Origin of the sequence: Ventosimonas gracilis, from assembly GCF_001580025.1 — a bacterium.
GTDB classification, from domain to species: domain Bacteria; phylum Pseudomonadota; class Gammaproteobacteria; order Pseudomonadales; family Pseudomonadaceae; genus Ventosimonas; species Ventosimonas gracilis.
The window spans coordinates 1-16,777 of record NZ_LSZO01000172.1 but is presented as its reverse complement, the minus strand read 5'-3'; the positions used below and the strand labels follow the sequence as shown (position 1 = coordinate 16,777).

General features: G+C 56.3%; 15 protein-coding genes and 1 pseudogene. 10 read left to right on the top strand and 6 right to left on the bottom strand.

Features of this window, described 5'->3' with window-relative positions:
• Positions 1–8: 8 nt before the first annotated feature.
• Positions 9–1,853 (top strand): dihydroxy-acid dehydratase, encoded by a 1,845-nt coding sequence (gene ilvD / locus AXE65_RS09080; RefSeq protein ID WP_068391167.1) that lies wholly within the window; start codon positions 9–11, stop codon positions 1,851–1,853.
• 80 nt (positions 1,854–1,933) lie between these two features.
• Here ilvD and AXE65_RS09075 read toward each other — a convergent pair whose 3' ends face one another.
• Entirely contained in the window at positions 1,934–2,212 is a 279-nt protein-coding gene (locus tag AXE65_RS09075; RefSeq protein ID WP_068391165.1) for a BrnA antitoxin family protein, read from the bottom strand.
• A 221-nt stretch (positions 2,213–2,433) separates the two neighbouring features.
• On the opposite strand from AXE65_RS09075, the gene AXE65_RS09070 reads away from it, so the two are divergent.
• Complete coding sequence (locus AXE65_RS09070) at positions 2,434–3,132, top strand: MlaA family lipoprotein (RefSeq protein WP_068391162.1); 699 nt, start codon at positions 2,434–2,436, stop codon at positions 3,130–3,132.
• 9 nt (positions 3,133–3,141) lie between these two features.
• Positions 3,142–4,377 (top strand): multifunctional CCA addition/repair protein, encoded by a 1,236-nt coding sequence (locus tag AXE65_RS09065; protein ID WP_068391159.1) that lies wholly within the window; start codon positions 3,142–3,144, stop codon positions 4,375–4,377.
• On the opposite strand, the gene AXE65_RS09060 is transcribed toward AXE65_RS09065, so the two are convergent.
• Positions 4,367–4,933, bottom strand: coding sequence for a PilZ domain-containing protein (locus tag AXE65_RS09060; protein WP_068391156.1), 567 nt, complete (start codon positions 4,931–4,933; stop codon positions 4,367–4,369). The genes AXE65_RS09065 and AXE65_RS09060 overlap by 11 nt on opposite strands.
• A gap of 153 nt (positions 4,934–5,086) precedes the next feature.
• On the opposite strand from AXE65_RS09060, the gene AXE65_RS09055 reads away from it, so the two are divergent.
• From AXE65_RS09055 to AXE65_RS09040, 4 genes are read left to right on the top strand one after another with little or no spacing between them, the layout of a single operon-like run.
• Complete coding sequence (locus tag AXE65_RS09055) at positions 5,087–6,334, top strand: lipoprotein-releasing ABC transporter permease subunit (protein ID WP_068391153.1); 1,248 nt, start codon at positions 5,087–5,089, stop codon at positions 6,332–6,334.
• Positions 6,335–6,338: 4 nt separating this feature from the next.
• Entirely contained in the window at positions 6,339–7,061 is a 723-nt protein-coding gene (lolD, locus tag AXE65_RS09050) for a lipoprotein-releasing ABC transporter ATP-binding protein LolD (protein ID WP_153015440.1), read from the top strand.
• A 52-nt stretch (positions 7,062–7,113) separates the two neighbouring features.
• A complete protein-coding gene (locus tag AXE65_RS09045; RefSeq protein WP_068391147.1) occupies positions 7,114–8,352 on the top strand; it encodes a lipoprotein-releasing ABC transporter permease subunit in 1,239 nt (412 codons plus the stop codon).
• Positions 8,353–8,364: 12 nt separating this feature from the next.
• A complete protein-coding gene (locus AXE65_RS09040) occupies positions 8,365–8,979 on the top strand; it encodes a CDP-alcohol phosphatidyltransferase family protein (protein ID WP_068391145.1) in 615 nt (204 codons plus the stop codon).
• Here the strand turns inward: AXE65_RS09040 and AXE65_RS09035 are convergent, their stop codons facing one another.
• On the bottom strand, positions 8,980–9,900 hold the full coding sequence (locus AXE65_RS09035) for a LysR family transcriptional regulator (RefSeq protein ID WP_068391142.1): 921 nt from the start codon (positions 9,898–9,900) through the stop codon (positions 8,980–8,982). It abuts the gene before it with no gap.
• Positions 9,901–10,025: 125 nt separating this feature from the next.
• Here AXE65_RS09035 and aptA point away from each other — a divergent pair, with 125 nt between their 5' ends.
• Together aptA and AXE65_RS09025 are read left to right on the top strand one after the other, a co-directional pair.
• On the top strand, positions 10,026–11,372 hold the full coding sequence (gene aptA, locus AXE65_RS09030) for an omega-aminotransferase AptA (RefSeq protein WP_068391140.1): 1,347 nt from the start codon (positions 10,026–10,028) through the stop codon (positions 11,370–11,372).
• Between the two features lie 86 nt (positions 11,373–11,458).
• A complete protein-coding gene (locus tag AXE65_RS09025; RefSeq protein ID WP_068391138.1) occupies positions 11,459–12,958 on the top strand; it encodes a CoA-acylating methylmalonate-semialdehyde dehydrogenase in 1,500 nt (499 codons plus the stop codon).
• A 79-nt stretch (positions 12,959–13,037) separates the two neighbouring features.
• Here AXE65_RS09025 and AXE65_RS09020 read toward each other — a convergent pair whose 3' ends face one another.
• Complete coding sequence (locus AXE65_RS09020) at positions 13,038–15,356, bottom strand: penicillin acylase family protein (RefSeq protein ID WP_068391133.1); 2,319 nt, start codon at positions 15,354–15,356, stop codon at positions 13,038–13,040.
• 79 nt (positions 15,357–15,435) lie between these two features.
• Here AXE65_RS09020 and AXE65_RS14505 point away from each other — a divergent pair, with 79 nt between their 5' ends.
• Positions 15,436–15,921, top strand: a complete 486-nt coding sequence (locus AXE65_RS14505; protein WP_068391131.1) for a TonB-dependent receptor plug domain-containing protein — start codon at positions 15,436–15,438, stop codon at positions 15,919–15,921.
• 269 nt (positions 15,922–16,190) lie between these two features.
• On the opposite strand, the gene AXE65_RS14355 is transcribed toward AXE65_RS14505, so the two are convergent.
• Together AXE65_RS14355 and AXE65_RS14350 are read right to left on the bottom strand one after the other, a co-directional pair.
• Positions 16,191–16,505, bottom strand: coding sequence for a phytanoyl-CoA dioxygenase family protein (locus tag AXE65_RS14355; RefSeq protein WP_068391129.1), 315 nt, complete (start codon positions 16,503–16,505; stop codon positions 16,191–16,193).
• A gap of 69 nt (positions 16,506–16,574) precedes the next feature.
• Positions 16,575–16,777 (bottom strand): annotated as a pseudogene (locus AXE65_RS14350) (hypothetical protein); the annotation flags it as partial.

Genomic DNA, 16,777 nt, shown 5'->3' with positions numbered 1-16,777 from the left:
GCAAACTCATGCCTGATTACCGTTCAAAAACTTCCACTCACGGGCGTAATATGGCCGGTGCACGCGCGTTATGGCGGGCGACCGGCATGAAAGATGAGGACTTTAAAAAGCCGATTATTGCCATTGCCAATTCGTTTACCCAATTTGTCCCCGGCCACGTGCATTTAAAAGACCTGGGCCAACTGGTCGCGCGGGAAATTGAACGTGCAGGCGGCGTTGCCAAAGAATTTAACTGCATTGCCGTAGACGACGGTATCGCCATGGGGCATGACGGCATGCTCTATTCCCTGCCGAGTCGGGAAATCATTGCTGATTCAGTCGAATATATGGTGGGTGCGCACTGCGCCGATGCGCTGGTGTGCATCAGCAATTGCGATAAAATCACGCCCGGCATGCTGATGGCTTCCTTGCGCCTTAATATCCCGACCGTGTTTGTTTCCGGCGGGCCCATGGAAGCAGGCAAAACCAAACTCGCCAGTCATCCGCTGGATCTGGTCGATGCGATGGTGGTAGCCGCTGACGATAACTGTTCGGATGAAACCGTGGCCGCTATTGAACGCAGCGCCTGCCCGACTTGCGGCTCCTGCTCCGGTATGTTTACCGCCAATTCGATGAATTGCCTCACCGAAGCCTTGGGACTGGCGCTGCCCGGCAACGGCTCAATGCTGGCAACCCATGCCGACCGCGAGCAACTGTTTTTACGTGCCGGACGTTTAATCGTCGAGCTCTGTCGCCGCTATTACGAGCAAAACGACGAGCGTACGCTACCGCGCCAGATTGCAAGCGTTGAGGCGTTCGAGAACGCCATGACGCTGGATATTGCAATGGGCGGCTCAACCAACACCATCTTGCACCTGCTCGCCGCCGCGCAAGAGGCAGAAGTGGCCTTTAATCTAAAAGACATCGACCGCCTGTCACGCCGTGTGCCGCAACTGTGCAAAGTCGCGCCGAATATCCAGAAATACCATATGGAAGACGTGCACCGCGCGGGTGGCATTTTTGCCATTTTGGGCGAACTCGCACGTGCCGGTCTGCTGCATACACAGGTGCCCACCATTCACAGCCCAACGCTCGCCGAAGGCATTGCCAGCTGGGATATCCGTCAAACGGCTAACCCCGAAGTTCATCAATTTTTCAAGGCAGGCCCTGCCGGTATCCGAAGCCAAACCGCCTTTAGCCAATCCACGCGCTGGGACAGTCTGGATGACGACCGCGCTACCGGCTGCATCCGCTCAGTGGAGCACGCTTACTCGAAAGAAGGCGGCCTTGCCGTGCTCTACGGCAATATCGCCGAAGACGGCTGCGTGGTAAAAACCGCGGGTGTTGACGAATCCATACTGGTCTTTGAAGGTCGCGCGAGGATTTTTGAAAGCCAAGACAGCGCCGTCAAAGGCATTTTGGCGGATGAAATCGCCCCCGGCGATATCGTCATCATCCGCTACGAAGGCCCCAAAGGCGGCCCGGGCATGCAAGAGATGCTCTACCCCACCAGCTACCTCAAATCCAAAGGCTTAGGCAAACAATGTGCGCTGCTCACCGACGGGCGCTTTTCCGGCGGCACCTCAGGGCTTTCCATCGGCCACGCCTCACCGGAAGCGGCGGCGGGCGGCGCGATTGGTTTAGTGCAAGACGGCGACAAAGTGCTTATCGACATCCCCAAACGCTCGATTAACCTCATGGTCAGTAGCGAGGAACTCGCCCGCCGCCGCGCTTTGCAAGATATAAAGGGCTGGAAACCCGCCTCCCCACGCAAGCGCCGCGTTTCCACCGCCCTTAAAGCCTACGCACTACTGGCCACCAGCGCCGATAAAGGCGCAGTACGTAACAAAGCGATGCTGGAGGATGCACTCTGATAACGCCTCCCCCGCCCACTTGCCGGAGAGGGCGGGGGGAGCCGCGCTGCTGCTCAAAATGGCGATTAAATAATGCCCCGTCAAACCCGCCCTGCTCCACCAGCCTCTAGTAGCAGGCTATCAATGCGCGTTTGCCAGCCTTTGCCGGTTGCCTTGAAAGCATCCAGCACCTTTTGCGACAGGCGGATAGTGATTGCGGCTTTGATGGACGCTTTCTGCGCACCACGGCGACGCATGCCCAGCACCTTTTGTAAATCGGCGGGCAGCACCTCATGCGCGGGGCGAAACAGCGCCATGTCGGCAGCGGTTAATTCGCGGACTTCGCCCTCATCATCCGTCAATGGCATGCGCGCGTTCATAACGTTTTACCTCCCTGGGGTTGGCCTTGCGAAAGCGACAAGCTACAAATAGCTCAATCCAATAGCCACCCTTGGTGCTGTTGCCAATCTTAGGTTTTGCGCGTTACCATCCTGCCATTTTCCTTGCACTTGCCGCTAAACCATCCACTTAAAGCCCGTGCAAAATATCCCTTCCAACAACCGCCGCACGAGCCGCACGGCGAAATCTGGAGACTTTCCCCATGCCCCCTGCCTTGCCTTTACTGCGCCGCCCGCTGGCACAACTGCTTGCCTGGGCGGCACTGACATTACCTGTTGTAGCGGCAAATGCCAGCGAAGACGACCCGTGGGAGCGCTTTAACCGTCCAGTGTTTCGCTTTAACCACACCGTGGATACCTACGCACTAAAACCCTTGGCACAGGGCTATCAAAAAGTCACCCCCGGCTTTTTGCGGCGCGGTATTCACAATATGTTTTTGAATCTGGGCGAGGCGGTCAATCTGACCAATAACCTGCTGCAAGGTAAACCCCGTGCCGCCGGTATTGATACCAGCCGTTTTTTGTTTAATACCACCTTTGGCCTGCTCGGTTTTTTTGATGTCGGCAGCAAAATGGGCTTGCCGCGCAGTGATGAAGACTTCGGCCAGACGCTGGCGGTTTGGGGCGTAGGCAGCGGACCTTATCTGCTGCTGCCGTTTTTAGGGCCTTCTACTTTGCGCGATGCACCGGCCAAATTACCGGACTATTTTTTGACCCCAGGCCCTTATCTTGAACCCGAAACACGCTTTGGCTTGACCACGCTAAACGTAATCGATACCCGCGTCGGGCTGCTTTCGGCAGAAGGCATGATGGAAGGCGACCGCTACAGCTTTATCCGTAACGTCTACCTGCAAAACCGTGAATACAAAATCCACGACGGCGAGGTTGAGGATGATTTTTAGGGTCTGCTAATGCAAATCTACCAAGTCGGCGGAGCAGTGCGCGACCGTCTGCTGGGCAGGCCGCAGACGGACAGGGATTGGGTCGTCGTTGGCGCAACCGCAAAGCAGATGCAGGATTTGGGCTTTCGTGCCGTTGGCGCGGATTTTCCGGTTTTTTTGCACCCTGAAACCGGCGAGGAATACGCCCTCGCCCGCACCGAACGCAAAACCGGCAAGGGCTACGGTGGCTTTAGTTTCCACGCCAGCCCCGAAGTCACGCTGGAAGAAGACCTAAAGCGCCGCGACCTGACCATTAATGCGCTGGCCGAAGACCCGCGAGGGCGGATTATCGACCCCTGGGGCGGCCAGCGCGATTTGGCCGCGCGAGTGCTGCGCCATGTGTCTCCGGCCTTTGCCGAAGACCCGCTGCGCGTACTGCGCGTGGCTCGCTTTGCCGCGCGCTATGCCCCACTTGGCTTTACCGTCGCCGATGAAACCTTGGCGCTGATGCAAACCCTCAGCCAATCCGGCGAGCTTGAATACCTTTCTGCCGAACGTCTGTGGAAAGAAATTTCCCGTGCCCTGATGGAGCCGTGCCCGCAGGTATTTATCCGTCTGCTGCGCAAGTGTGGCGCGTTGGCTCGGTTGCTGCCCGAGGTCAACGCCCTGTTCGGCGTGCCGCAGCCGCCACAGCACCATCCCGAAGTGGATACCGGTGAGCACGTACTCGCTGTGCTGCGCCAATGCGCAAAGCACAATCAACCCCTTAGCGTGCGCTGGTGCTGCCTGCTGCATGATCTAGGCAAAGCCGCTACGCCGAAAGAGCAATGGCCGAAGCACCACGAACACGAGCAACTGGGCTTAAAACTGGTCGCCGCCGTTAATCAACGGCTGAAAGTACCGCGCGATTTGGCCGAACTTTCACTTTTGACCTGCGAATACCACAGCCACGCTCACCGCGCCTTGGAACTACAGCCCAAGACCTTATGGAAACTGCTACAAAAATTTGACCTGCTGCGCCGCCCGCAACGCTTTGCTGATTTTATTGCCGCCTGCGAGATGGACGCACGCGGGCGCAGCGGTTTTGAAGAGTGCGCCTATCCGCAAGCCCATTATCTACGCGGTGCCGCGAGCGCGGTGCAGGCGGTTTCGGTCAAGCCTTTGCTTGAGCGTGGCTTTAGCGGCGAGCAACTGGGGCGTGAATTAAATAGCGCGCGCCTCTACGCGCTCAAACACTACCAACAGGAACAGGCCGCTAAACCTTAGCTTCGCGCGCTTGCCGCCGTTGTTCGGCTTGGCGCTGCAAGATGTGTCTTGCCAGCACTTGCCTTTGCGCTTCGCTTAGGTTTTCAAATTCAAGGCCGACGCTATAACCGCCTTCGCTAGCTTGACAGTAGATGATGCGGGCGCACAGCAGCAGGGCGTGCGACTGTGGCAGCAACAGGATTTTCAACGCCAGACGGCGACCCGCCAGCAGTTCCTGTGGGTAAATCATGCTAAGTCCGGCTTCGCACAGGCTCACCTGCTGGCGGTTGCCAAAGTCGGTATCGACCTGCTGCAACAGCGTTTGCGTCAGCAGCGCCGAGCGCCTATCCAAAAGGCGCAAGCAGTTTGCCAGAGCCGCGTCACCTTCGGCCAACTGGCGCAGCAGTGGCTGGGTTTGTAATTCCAGCTCCTGCAAGGCTTCCAACTGTGAAAACAACTCGGCATCTTCGGGGAAAGCCGTGCTGGCGTGCTCGGCCTCTTCATCCAGCAAGCGCAAGAGCAGTGCGATTTCATCATTGATACGGTAGTATTCGCGGCGATTTTCTGGCTGTGACATTGGCATAGGTTGGCTTAAGACCCAAGTTGACTAAAAAACCAGTGTGTAATGACTGATAAAGGCTCTGCAACCACTGTGCAAACGAAGCTTTTAGCAAAAATCCTGCCAAACTCTGGCCCTCTTTCCTTGCAGCACCCTCTCGATTGAGCCTTTATGTTTAGACCGCTGTCTTTGTTTATCGGCATCCGCTACATCGCGGCCAAACGCCGCAACCGGCTGGTTTCCTTTATTTCCTTAACCTCGATGCTGGGTCTTGCGCTGGGGGTTTGTGTGATGATTGTGGTGCTGTCGGTGATGAACGGTTTTGATTATGAAATGCGCACCCGCGTACTCGGCATGGTGCCGCAGGCGGTGCTCGAATCAACACAGCCGGTAGCTAACTGGGAGCAGTTAATTGCGCAGTTTAAGCAGCACCCTGGGGTCACGGCTGTCGCGCCGCTTACGCAGATACAGGGGCTTTTGACCCATCAGGGACAAATACAAACGGTGCAGCTCAGCGGTATTGAACCGGCGCTGGAAGCTCGTGTTTCGATTATTGGCGAGTTTTTCCGCGAAGGCGCTTTGGACTCGCTTATCCCAGGCGAATTTAAGTTACTGCTGGGCGATCGCGCGGCCAAAGCCTTGGGCGTTGGCATAGGCGATAAAATTACCTTTGTCGCACCGGAAGCGACCATCACGCCAGCGGGGATTTTCCCGCGTTTAAAGCGCTTTACCGTGGCGGGTATTTTTCACAGCGGCGCCGGTGAAATCGACGGCCATTTGGCTCTGGCGCACCAGCAGGATATTGCCCGTTTGCTGCGCTTTTCGCCTGGTCAGGTGCAATCGTTGCGCCTTGCCTTTGCAGATATTTTTGCCGCGCCCAATATCAGTTGGCAGCTTGCCAGAGGGCTTTCCGGCGACTGGTTTGTCACGGATTGGATGCGCTCGCACGGCGGCCTGTATCAGGCTATCAGTGTGGAAAAACGCATGATCGCGCTGCTGCTTTTGCTGATTGTCGCGGTGGCGGCTTTTAATATCGTCTCCACCTTGGTAATGGTGGTCGCTGATAAAAAAGCCGACATCGCCATTTTGCGCACAATGGGCGCAAGTTCGCCGCAAATTATGCGAATTTTTATAATACAAGGCAGCCTGATTGGCGTTATTGGCACGCTCGTTGGTGTCCTTTTGGGCTGCTTGGGCGCAGAAAATCTAAGCCTCGCTGTAGCCTGGCTGGAGCGCCTGCTCGGCATTCAGTTTTTGGACGCAGGGGTGTATTTCATTGACTATCTGCCGTCGCGCCTACAAATGGCGGATGTCCTGCTCATCAGCAGCGCCGCGCTGATTTTGAGTTTTTTTGCCACCTGGTATCCGGCCTTTCGCGCCGCCCGCACACAGCCTGCCGAAGCGCTGCGCCATGAGTAATCCGATGAATAGAACGGTTGTTTTAAGCTGTCAAAACTTAAGCAAGCAGTACAACGAGGGGCCGGCCGCCGTTAGCGTGCTGAACAATCTGCAACTAACCCTGCACGCCGCTGAGCGCATTGCCATTGTCGGCAGTTCCGGCTCCGGCAAAAGCACTTTGCTCAATCTGTTGGGCGGGCTGGACAGCCCCAGCAGCGGCAGCGTTAACCTAGCCGGGCAGGATTTGGCGCAGCTTTCTGAAAAAAAACGCGGCTTGCTGCGCAATCAAAAGCTCGGCTTTGTTTATCAGTTTCATCATCTTTTAGCCGAATTTACCGCGCTGGAAAATGTCTGCATGCCGCTGTTAATCAGCAAAATGCCTGTGGCTGAGGCACGCGAGGCGGCGAGCAAGCTGCTTGAGCGAGTGGGGCTTGGCGCAAGACTTGCCCATAAACCGGCCGAGCTTTCCGGCGGTGAGCGCCAGCGCGTAGCGATTGCCCGTGCACTGGTCGCACGTCCTGCGCTGGTGCTTTTGGATGAGCCTACCGGCAATCTCGACCAGCAAACCGCGCACGGCATCCAAAGTCTGATGCAGGAATTAACCCAAGACGCCGACACCGCTTTTTTGGTCGTCACCCACGATTTGGCACTGGCCGCACAGATGGACCGCGTGCTGCGTCTGGAAAACGGCCAGTTAGTGACGCAGCCCGATTTGCAGCCAAAAGGCGCAAGGAGTGCCATTTGCTGATGGCCGATCAACGACGAGCAACCGGTTTGCGCTTGAGACGGAAATAACCCTGATGTTCCATCCCCTACCCTTGTTTATCGGCACGCGCTGGCTGCGTGCCAAACGGCGTAACCACTTTATTTCCTTTATCTCGCTCGCCTCCATGCTGGGGCTCGCCTTGGGCGTGCTCGCGCTGATTGTGGTGCTTTCGGTTATGAACGGCTTTCGTGAAGAAATGAGCGGACGCATTCTTGGCCTGCTGCCGCACCTGATTATCAGCGGCGAGCAGCCGTTAAACGATTGGCAACAGGTCGCCGAAACCGCGCGTCGTCATCCACAAGTCATAGGCGTTGCACCCTTTGCCTCGCTTTCCGGCATGCTGTCATTTCGCGGCGCGATGCAGCCGGTCACAGTCGGCGGCATTGACCCAAGCCATGAAGCACAGGTTTCCTTATTGCCAAAACATATCGTGCAAGGGCAATTGACTGACCTCGCCGGCGGCCAGTTTGGCTTGGTACTGGGCGAAAACAGCGCCCGCCGTCTGCGTGCGCAAATTGGCGACAAACTCACGCTGATTATCCCCGAAGCGAGCGATAAACCCGGCGGTATTACCCCGCGCATGCAGCGCTTGACCTTGCTGGCAACCTTTCACATCGGCGCGGCCCTGGATGACGAACTGGCACTGATTCATATCAATGATGCCGCCCATATCTTGCGGCTAAATCCTGGGCAAGTGCCTGGCGTGCGGCTGAAACTGAGCGATAGCTGGCAAGCGCCGCTGCTCGCCAAACAGTTTGCCGAAGAATTGGGCCCTGGGTTTCGCACCAGTGATTGGAGCGCCACTCAAGGCAGCCTGTTTGCCGCTATGAAGATGGAAAAAACCATGATTACCGTGCTGCTGCTTTTGATCGTGGCAGTGGCCGCTTTTAATATCGTCGCCACGCTGATTATGGTGGTCGCCGACAAACGCCCCGATATTGCCATTTTGCGCACGATGGGCGCTTCTTCGCGGCAAATTCTGCTGATTTTTATGGTGCAGGGTTCGCTGATTGGTCTTGCCGGTACGCTGATCGGTACTGTGCTGGGCGTGCTCGCCGCGCTTAATGTCAGCGAGCTGGTCGCGTACCTTGAAGCGGCCAGCGGCCGGCCTTTGTTTGGTGCGGATTTATTTGTGATCAGCCATCTGCCGTCCAAACTGCAAAGTACCGATGTATTGCTGATTGCCGGCGCCTCGCTCGCGTTAAGTTTTCTCGCCACTATTCATCCGGCAAGACGCGCCGCACAAACCAACCCCGCCGAGGCACTTCACTAAATAGGTTCTTTTATGCCTTCCATCTACCAATTAAAACCGGCTTTTCAAAACCTGCTGCGCCCGCTGGTGCGTCGCCTTGCCGCCATCGGGGTCACGGCCAATCAGGTGACGCTCGCGGCGGCGCTGCTTTCCGTGCTGTTGGGCGCAATACTTGCGCTATTTAGCTCTATTGCTTGGCTGTTTGTCCTGCTGCCGCTGTGGATGCTGCTGCGCATGGCGCTTAATGCGATTGACGGCATGCTGGCACGCGAGTTTGCCCAGCAATCCAAACTGGGCGCTTATCTTAACGAGCTCTGTGATCTGATTGCCGACAGCGCGCTCTATCTGCCTTTTGCGCTGCTGCCGGGTATTGATTCGCGCTTAGTGGTCGTCCTCGCGCTGCTCGCCGTTATCAGCGAATACGCTGGGGTTTTGGGGCCGATGGTAGGCAGTTCACGCCGCTACGACGGCCCACTGGGTAAAAGCGACCGAGCCTTTGCCTTTGGCCTGATCGGGCTTTGCGTGGCTTTGGGCTGGCCGGATGCCTTCTGGATTAACGCGCTGCTCGCACTGCTGATCGCGCTGTCACTGGCAACCTTATATAACCGCGTAAGGCAGGGGTTGCGCGAATCAGTCACAACAAATTGATTAAGCCGTTGCCGCCAGCGCCTGCAAAAATCGCTCCAACACCAAATTGGGTCTGCGCCCTTTGCGGGTGACTGAGACCAGATTTAAGTCATAAAAGCGCGTGGCCGGTTTAAGTGCACGCAAGCGGCCTTGCTGTACCCAAGCCCAGGCGTAGTGATCCGGCAGATAGCCGATGTAGCAGCCGGTTAATATCAAAAAAGCGATACCTTCACGGTCAGAGGCGCTGGCCGTGCAGGACAGGCGCTGGTAGTGCGCCTGCACTTCGGCGGGCAAGCGAAAAGTCGGCGCAATCGCATCGAGTGAGTCCAGTCTTTCGTCATCTAACTGCTCGTCATCGACATAAAACAGCGGATGGCCGACGGCGCAGTAGAGTAGCGAGCGCTCGTCATACAGCGGCTGATATTCCAGCCCGGCCAGTGGTGCCGCTTGCGGCACAACACCGACCTGCAAGCGACCGTCCAGCACGCCTTGTTCCACTTCCGGCGGCGTTGCCATGCGCAGATGAATTTGCACCTGCGCCCCTTGCTTTTTAAGCTGCGCCAAGGCGTGGGTAATACGCATGCGCGGCATGCTGACCAGATTATCGGTGAGACCAATATGCAGTTCGCCGCGCAGGTGCTGATGCAATCCGTTGACTTCACTACGAAAACTCTCCAGCGCACCCAAAAGGCGCAAGGACAACTGATAAACCTCGCGTCCTTCTTCGGACAATACAAAGCCCGCCCGCCCACGCTGGCACAGGCGCAGCCCCAAGCGCTGCTCCAAATCGGCCATTTGCTGGCTAATGGCCGAGCGGCCAATACCCAGCACCGTTTCCGCCGCCGAAAAGCCGCCGCATTCGACCACCGCGCGAAATACGCGCAGCAGGCGAAGGTCAAAGTCACTCACTTGTGCCAAGGGTTCGTTTCGATGGGTGGGCATGTTTAGTCATTCACTGTCTAAAGTGTGCAAGATTTGAATTTTCTGCACTTTATCGCTGTGTCAGTCTGCCGCACAAGAGGGCTTCATCGCTCCCGTACAACAAATCGTTTAAGAGGGTTATCGAAATGAACATGCCGCAAACCGTCAGTGCGTCGCTGTCTTCCCAGCTCAAATTGGATGCGCATTGGATGCCGTTTTCCGCCAACCGCAATTTCCAGCGTGACCCACGCTTGATTGTGGCCGCCGAAGGCAACTATTTAATCGACGAACAGGGACGCAAGTGCTTTGACAGCCTTTCCGGTCTTTGGACCTGCGGCGCCGGACACACGCGCAAAGAAATTGCCGATGCCGTCGCCAAGCAACTGAATAGCTTAGATTACTCGCCAGGCTTTCAATTCGGCCATCCTTTGTCATTTCAACTGGCAGAAAAAATCACCGACAAACTACCCGCGCCGCTTTCGCACGTGTTTTTCACCAGCTCCGGCTCGGAATGTGCCGATACCGCTATCAAAATGGCGCGTGCTTACTGGCGCCTCAAAGGCCAACCGGCCAAGAGCAAAATGATTGGCCGCGCGCGTGGCTATCACGGCGTTAATATCGGCGGCACTTCAGTCGGCGGCATTGGCGGCAACCGTAAAGTCTTTGGTCAACTCTTTGATGCCGACCACCTGCCGCACACGCTGCAAGCGGACTGCGCCTTTACCGAAGGCCAGCCGCAAACGGGCGGCGTAGCGCTGGCCAATGAACTGCTGAAACTGATTGAACTGCACGATGCCTCCAATATCGCTGCGGTGATGGTCGAGCCGATGGCAGGTTCCGGTGGGGTGATTGTGCCGCCTGCCGGTTATCTAGAGCGGCTGCGCGAAATTTGCACGCAGCACGACATCCTGCTGATTTTTGACGAAGTGATTACCGGCTTTGGTCGCCTCGGCACCTGGTCTGGTGCGGAGTATTTCGGCGTAACTCCAGATTTACTGAACTTTGCCAAGCAAATCAGCAACGGAGCCATACCACTGGGCGGCGTGGTGGCAACGGATGAGATTTATCAGACCTTTATGAACCAGCCGCTGCCGGAACTCGCGGTGGAATTTGCCCACGGCTACACCTACTCGGCGCATCCGGTCGCCTGCGCCGCCGGTCTTGCTACCTTGGAACTACTGGAAAAAGACGCCCTGATTGAGCGCAGCAAGCAAATTGCGCCGGTTTTCGCCAAAGCCATTCACGGCCTTAAAGGCGCGAAAAACGTGATTGACATCAGAAGTTGCGGTCTCGCCGGTGCCATCCAAATCGCCGCGCGTGACGGTGATGCACTGGTGCGCCCGTTCGAGATTGGCATGTCGTTGTGGAAAGCCGGTTTCTACGTGCGCTTTGGCGGCGACTGCCTGCAATTTGGGCCGCCCTTTACCAGCACTGAGGCCGAACTTAACCGACTGTTTGAGGCGGTTGGTGAGCATATCCACCAAGTCGCTTAATTGATTAGCCGCTGATTGGCTCCCTCTCCCCAAGCGGGAGAGGGCGATACAACAACCACCCAGAATTTTTTAAAGGAAACCTTAAGATGTCCAACCGCATTCCCCACTTTATCAATGGCCAACAAGTCCTGACCGAAGGGCGCAGCAGCGACGTGTACAACCCGTCCACTGGCAGCGTGATCCGCAAGCTGCCACTGGCCGATGATAAAACCGTACAGCAGGCCATTGATGCGGCCAAAGCTGCATTCCCGGCTTGGCGCAACACGCCGCCCGCGCGTCGTGCACAGGTCATGTTCCGCTTCAAGCAACTGCTTGAGCAGAACAAAGACCGCATCGTGCGTCTTATCAGCGAAGAACACGGCAAAACCATTGAAGATGCGACCGGCGAGCTGCAACGCGGCATTGAAAACGTCGAATACGCCTGCGCCGCGCCGGAGATCCTAAAAGGTGAATACAGCCGCAACGTAGGGCCTAATATCGACGGCTGGAGCGACTTTCAGCCGCTTGGCGTGGTCGCTGGCATTACCCCATTCAACTTCCCGGCGATGGTTCCTTTGTGGATGTATCCGCTCGCCATCGTCTGCGGCAACTGCTTTATCTTAAAACCCTCCGAGCGTGACCCCAGCTCAGCACTGCTGGTGGCCGAACTGCTGCAAGAAGCAGGTCTGCCCAAAGGCGTGCTGAACGTCGTGCACGGCGACAAGAGCGCGGTGGATGCACTGCTGCAAGCACCCGAGGTTAAAGCCATCAGCTTTGTCGGCTCTACGCCTATTGCCGAATATATCTACAGCGAAGGCAACAAACGCGGCAAGCGCGTGCAAGCCTTGGGCGGCGCAAAAAACCACGCCGTGGTCTTGGGCGATGCCGACCTCGACAACGCCGTCAACGCACTGATGGGCGCGGCCTACGGCTCCTGCGGCGAACGCTGCATGGCGATTTCCGTCGCGGTTGCCGTAGGTGACGCCGTCGCCGATGCCTTAATCGCCAAACTGACCCCGAAAATCCGTGCGCTAAAAATCGGTGCGGGCACTGAACTGGGTCTGGATATGGGGCCGCTCGTCACCAAAGACGCGCAAAACCGCGTGCTGGGCTATATCGAAGACGGCGTAAAAGCCGGTGCGGAACTCATCGTCGATGGACGTGGCCTGTCGGTCGCCGGTTTTGAGAACGGCTTTTTTGTCGGCGGCACGCTATTCGACAAAGTCACCCCTGACATGCGCATTTACCGCGAAGAAATCTTCGGCCCGGTGCTCTGCGTAGTGCGCGTCGATAGCCTCGAAGAAGCCATGCGACTCATTAACGAGCACGAATACGGCAACGGCACCTGCCTGTTCACCCGCGACGGTGAAGCCGCCCGCCTGTTCTGCGACGAAATCGAAGTCGGCATGGTCGGCGTCAACGTACCTCTGCCGGTACCGGTCGCCTACCACAGCTTCGGCGGCTGGAAACGCTCGCTATTCGGCGACCTGCACGCTTATGGGCCGGACGGCGTGCGCTTTTACACCAAGCGCAAAGCCATCACGCAGCGCTGGCCACAACGCAAAACCCACGAAGCCGCGCAATTTGCCTTCCCCAGCAATGGATAAATAAACACCCTCACGCCCCTCTCCCACAGGTGAACGTGAGGGAGAGGAGGCAAAGATATGACTCAATAAGTTCGGGCGATTAGGGTTTGCCGGGATTTAACTTAAGGCGGTATTGGGTTTGTCCGGGTAAAAAAGGCGTGCTGCGACCGCTGACCCAGTCGGCATGGCCTTTGCCCCAGAACGGGGACAGCAAATGGCCGCTTTGTCCGCCGGGCATATGGATAATGCCTTCGTCTTCATGCCCAGGGGAGACGACCATGCGCTGCGATGCGCCATGCGTTGGGGTTTGCACGCGCGGCATATTGTGGTCGCCCGGCAGGGCATCCGGCGGCATGCACAGCCAAGGTTTGGCCGCTTCTGGCAGAGCCTTGGCGAGTGGATGACAAATGGCGGCGCGATTACGCTCGCCCCAGTGATAGGGTTTGCTGCTTGCCTCTACTGATTTGGCAACCGCTAAAGCACTTTGCTCCAACAACTCATCCCAGCTTATAAAGGGCGGTGGCAATAGATGGAGCGGGCGCTGGGTCAACAGAGGTACGGCAACGCCTTCAAACTGTGCAAGGCGCGGCGGCTGAAAATCTGCGCTCAATTCGGCGCGCGCCGGAGCGAGCAAACCGGCTTTAAGTGTACCCAGCACATGGTCTCTGAACTCGCGAGCGAGGCGGTAGCTCAGCGAATTGGCGGCGGCTCGTCCGTCCCACTCGCCGCTACTGGCTTGCACTGCTTTTAACTGCCCATTGCTGCTGGCCTCAAGGGTTTGCTGAAGTTGTTTCCACCAAAACTCCATCAGCAGGGCACGGTCGTCCAAGGCAATATGGAGCAGGTCTTGCTCAGTAAAGCGGCGCTTGCCAAGCAGGCCGTCTCTGATTTGAAAGGAACGTGCACCCAGGTCATAGCCGCCGTCACCGACCTGCTGTAAATCTGCGTCGTCCAGCACGCGGCTATTGGCCGTCCATAGGCGCTCATCCAGCGGGGCAATGCGTTTGGGGGAATGGTCTAGCTGAACCGGCCAGGCGGCGCAGTTTTCGTTAATCGCCGCCGCATGGCAACCTTTACCGCGTGCCGGTCGTGCGCCAATCAAGCGCCAAGCGATAGTGCCGCGTTCATCGACCAGCAGCAGGTTTTGCGCCGGCAGGCCGCTGCGGTCTGCAACTTTTTGCGCATCGTCCAAATTCGCCGCTTTTGCCATATCGAGCAAGCCCATGGTCACGGCGCCAGGCAGATGCCCAGCCCAGCGCAGCGCGAGCATGCCGTCTTTATTCTCCTGAATAATCGGCCCCCAGTCGCTTTCGCGCACGTGCAAGCGCTCGGCTTGTCCACCAGCCACTTTCAGGGTTTCAAAATGGTTTTGCAGATTGCCCGCTTCACTCGCGGGGAGGCGGGCAAAGTCGGCGGTATCGATATAGCTGTTGGTAAAAGTCCAAGCCACATGGCCGTTGCTGCCCGCGATAATCCCCGGTACGCCCGGCAGGGAAAATCCGCTGACATCGACCTGCCCGCCCGCTACGCTGTTATCGGCATACCGCAGACGGGCGCGGAACCAGATATTCGGTGCACGCAGCGCAAGGTGCATGTCTCCGGCAAGAATGGCGCGCCCATCGGCGGTCAAGCCACCGCCGACGGCGAAATTGTTGCTGCCGATACCAGCGTAGGGTTCTTTATCCGGCTGAAGGGGTGTGCTGCCGGGTAGCGTTCTTAAATCAAGCTGCTCGGCGGACGGCAGCTTGGCATTGCCGTAGCTCAAACCAAACAGCGGCGCATCCCACTGGCTGCCGTTATGGGTTATCAATTGGTAGAGAGCGGGCGGCAGTGTTTGTTGCAGTTGAATAAGCGCAAGTTCGCGGGAGTTGTCCGTATCTTGCAGCGCGTCATACATGGCGAGTACCACCAGCACACTGTCTTCCAATTCCCATTGGCGCGGCAATTGGCGCAGCAATAGATAAGGCCAAGGCCTTGCACTAAGCGCATTAAGACCGGCATTAACGCCATCGCGGTAGGCCTCCAATACTGCCCGCTTATCGCCCAAAGCCGCATCCAGATTGGCGCGACTGCGGGCGCGTAGCCGATGCACGCGCATTTGCCGGTCGGCCGGCAGCGCCGCTTCACCGAAAAGCTCGGCGAGTTCGCCAGCGGCGCGGCGGCGCATTAAATCCATCTCAAAAAAACGTTCCTGCGCGTGGGCATAGCCAAGCGCTCTTGCCATATCGAGTTCATTTTCAGCCTCTACCGTTAGCACGCCGTTTGCATCGCGCAGCAAGGTGACCGGCATGCTGAGCTTTTCAAGACGAGCCTCGCCGGTCAATTGAGCCAAACTGCCGCGTAATAAAAGATAACCCGCAAGCAGCAGGGTCATTAACAAAATCAAAAGAATAACCAGCCAACGCAATAACCTTCGCACAGTGTTCTCCAAAATAAAAATAATTCGCAGACGATTGTAAACCGCTTAACTGGCAAGCCAAGGGAAATTTATTGGGTAGTTGTTTGCCTTGCTGTTTACCGGTTTGTTGCCCACAGCCACTTTTGCTACCGATACCCTTGAATTAGAACAAATCGATATTTCCTCCACCGCCCTTGAAAAACGCGCCAACGGGACGGTGCAGGGTTACCGCGCCACACGCAGCGATACATCTATTGAAAAAGTGCCGCAGAGCATCAGTATGGTGCCAAGGCAGGTCATTGAAGATTTGGGTGATCCGCGTATTGACCGGGCGCTCGATTTTGCCGGTGGCGTTGGCAGGCAAAACGACTTTGGCGGCATGGTCAATGCCCGTTTCAGCGTGCGTGGACTTACTTCCGGCTTTAGGTCTGTTCCCGTTTCAAATGCGAGCCGCGCTGCTGTTCAAAATTTCGCCAGACCAAGCGCAGCATACAGCCAATGTGTACATTCTTTTCATTGCAAAATATTGGTCAATACTTCACAAGCCGATTGCATCAATCGACAAGCAAAAAATATCAACAACTGAAATAAATCCCCCCGGAGACAACCATAATGCAAAATTTATTACAGAGCGCCAAAAGAAATCCACTAAAGCGGCTCCCGCTGCCAAAGAGACTGTCGCAAAAGAGACTGAGAACTCATGTTTATTCTGAGTTTAAATTTTTAACTACATGATTTTATTGATATAAATTAAACAAATTCGCAGCAGAAATCCGGTAACGGAGCCTTTTGCGACAGCCTCCAAAGCAGCGCCCGCAGGTAAGCGCTGAGCAAGGCTGGGGAACTCCGGTGAAGTCAGCCAAGGGCGCGGAGCGTGGCGCATGTCATCGCCCAAAAAGCGTACGGAAACACCCGCCTTCTGCATCCTGCCGCCGCGTGCAGAGTCAGCATATGGAAACAAATCACATCGCCTGGTTCAATTTCCCAGCCCAAAATCGGGTAATTTTCGCGCGCCGCTTCAATATCCGGTAAATCGGCTAACGCACCCTCGGGAAACCATTTGGCCTGATTATCTTTAAACGAGCGCGACATTAACCACGAGTCTTTATGCAAATCTACAATAAATTCTAAAGTCGATTCACGCGCGACTGGGTCAATGACAATCCACATGCTGCAATTTTGTGTCCCATCGACATTGTAATAAGGCTGGTCTTGATGCCAGTGTACCCGCTTCTTTAACTAAAAATGGTCGTAATAAAGTCTGACTTGATTACTTTGCATCAGCAATCCGGCTGTCTTTCCCAAATGACTTTCAAAGATAAAGCGACGGTAATGAGCGTTATCCTGCCAATTACAAAGGGTCTTAGGAAGCAAACATGTTTTTATGGCATGATAACTTCCTGATATGACTGGTAAAAATAGGTACTTCAAACGTTCGAAAA

Excerpts from the sequence above, each read along its gene's own strand:
- ilvD (WP_068391167.1), top strand. The coding sequence starts at position 9 with ATGCCTGATTACCGTTCAAAAACTTCCACTCACGGGCGTAATATGGCC.
- AXE65_RS09075 (WP_068391165.1), bottom strand. The coding sequence starts at position 2,212 with ATGAACGCGCGCATGCCATTGACGGATGATGAGGGCGAAGTCCGCGAA.
- AXE65_RS09070 (WP_068391162.1), top strand. The coding sequence starts at position 2,434 with ATGCCCCCTGCCTTGCCTTTACTGCGCCGCCCGCTGGCACAACTGCTT.
- AXE65_RS09065 (WP_068391159.1), top strand. The coding sequence starts at position 3,142 with ATGCAAATCTACCAAGTCGGCGGAGCAGTGCGCGACCGTCTGCTGGGC.
- AXE65_RS09060 (WP_068391156.1), bottom strand. The coding sequence starts at position 4,933 with ATGTCACAGCCAGAAAATCGCCGCGAATACTACCGTATCAATGATGAA.
- AXE65_RS09055 (WP_068391153.1), top strand. The coding sequence starts at position 5,087 with ATGTTTAGACCGCTGTCTTTGTTTATCGGCATCCGCTACATCGCGGCC.
- lolD (WP_153015440.1), top strand. The coding sequence starts at position 6,339 with ATGAATAGAACGGTTGTTTTAAGCTGTCAAAACTTAAGCAAGCAGTAC.
- AXE65_RS09045 (WP_068391147.1), top strand. The coding sequence starts at position 7,114 with ATGTTCCATCCCCTACCCTTGTTTATCGGCACGCGCTGGCTGCGTGCC.
- AXE65_RS09040 (WP_068391145.1), top strand. The coding sequence starts at position 8,365 with ATGCCTTCCATCTACCAATTAAAACCGGCTTTTCAAAACCTGCTGCGC.
- AXE65_RS09035 (WP_068391142.1), bottom strand. The coding sequence starts at position 9,900 with ATGCCCACCCATCGAAACGAACCCTTGGCACAAGTGAGTGACTTTGAC.
- aptA (WP_068391140.1), top strand. The coding sequence starts at position 10,026 with ATGAACATGCCGCAAACCGTCAGTGCGTCGCTGTCTTCCCAGCTCAAA.
- AXE65_RS09025 (WP_068391138.1), top strand. The coding sequence starts at position 11,459 with ATGTCCAACCGCATTCCCCACTTTATCAATGGCCAACAAGTCCTGACC.
- AXE65_RS14355 (WP_068391129.1), bottom strand. The coding sequence starts at position 16,505 with ATGTGGATTGTCATTGACCCAGTCGCGCGTGAATCGACTTTAGAATTT.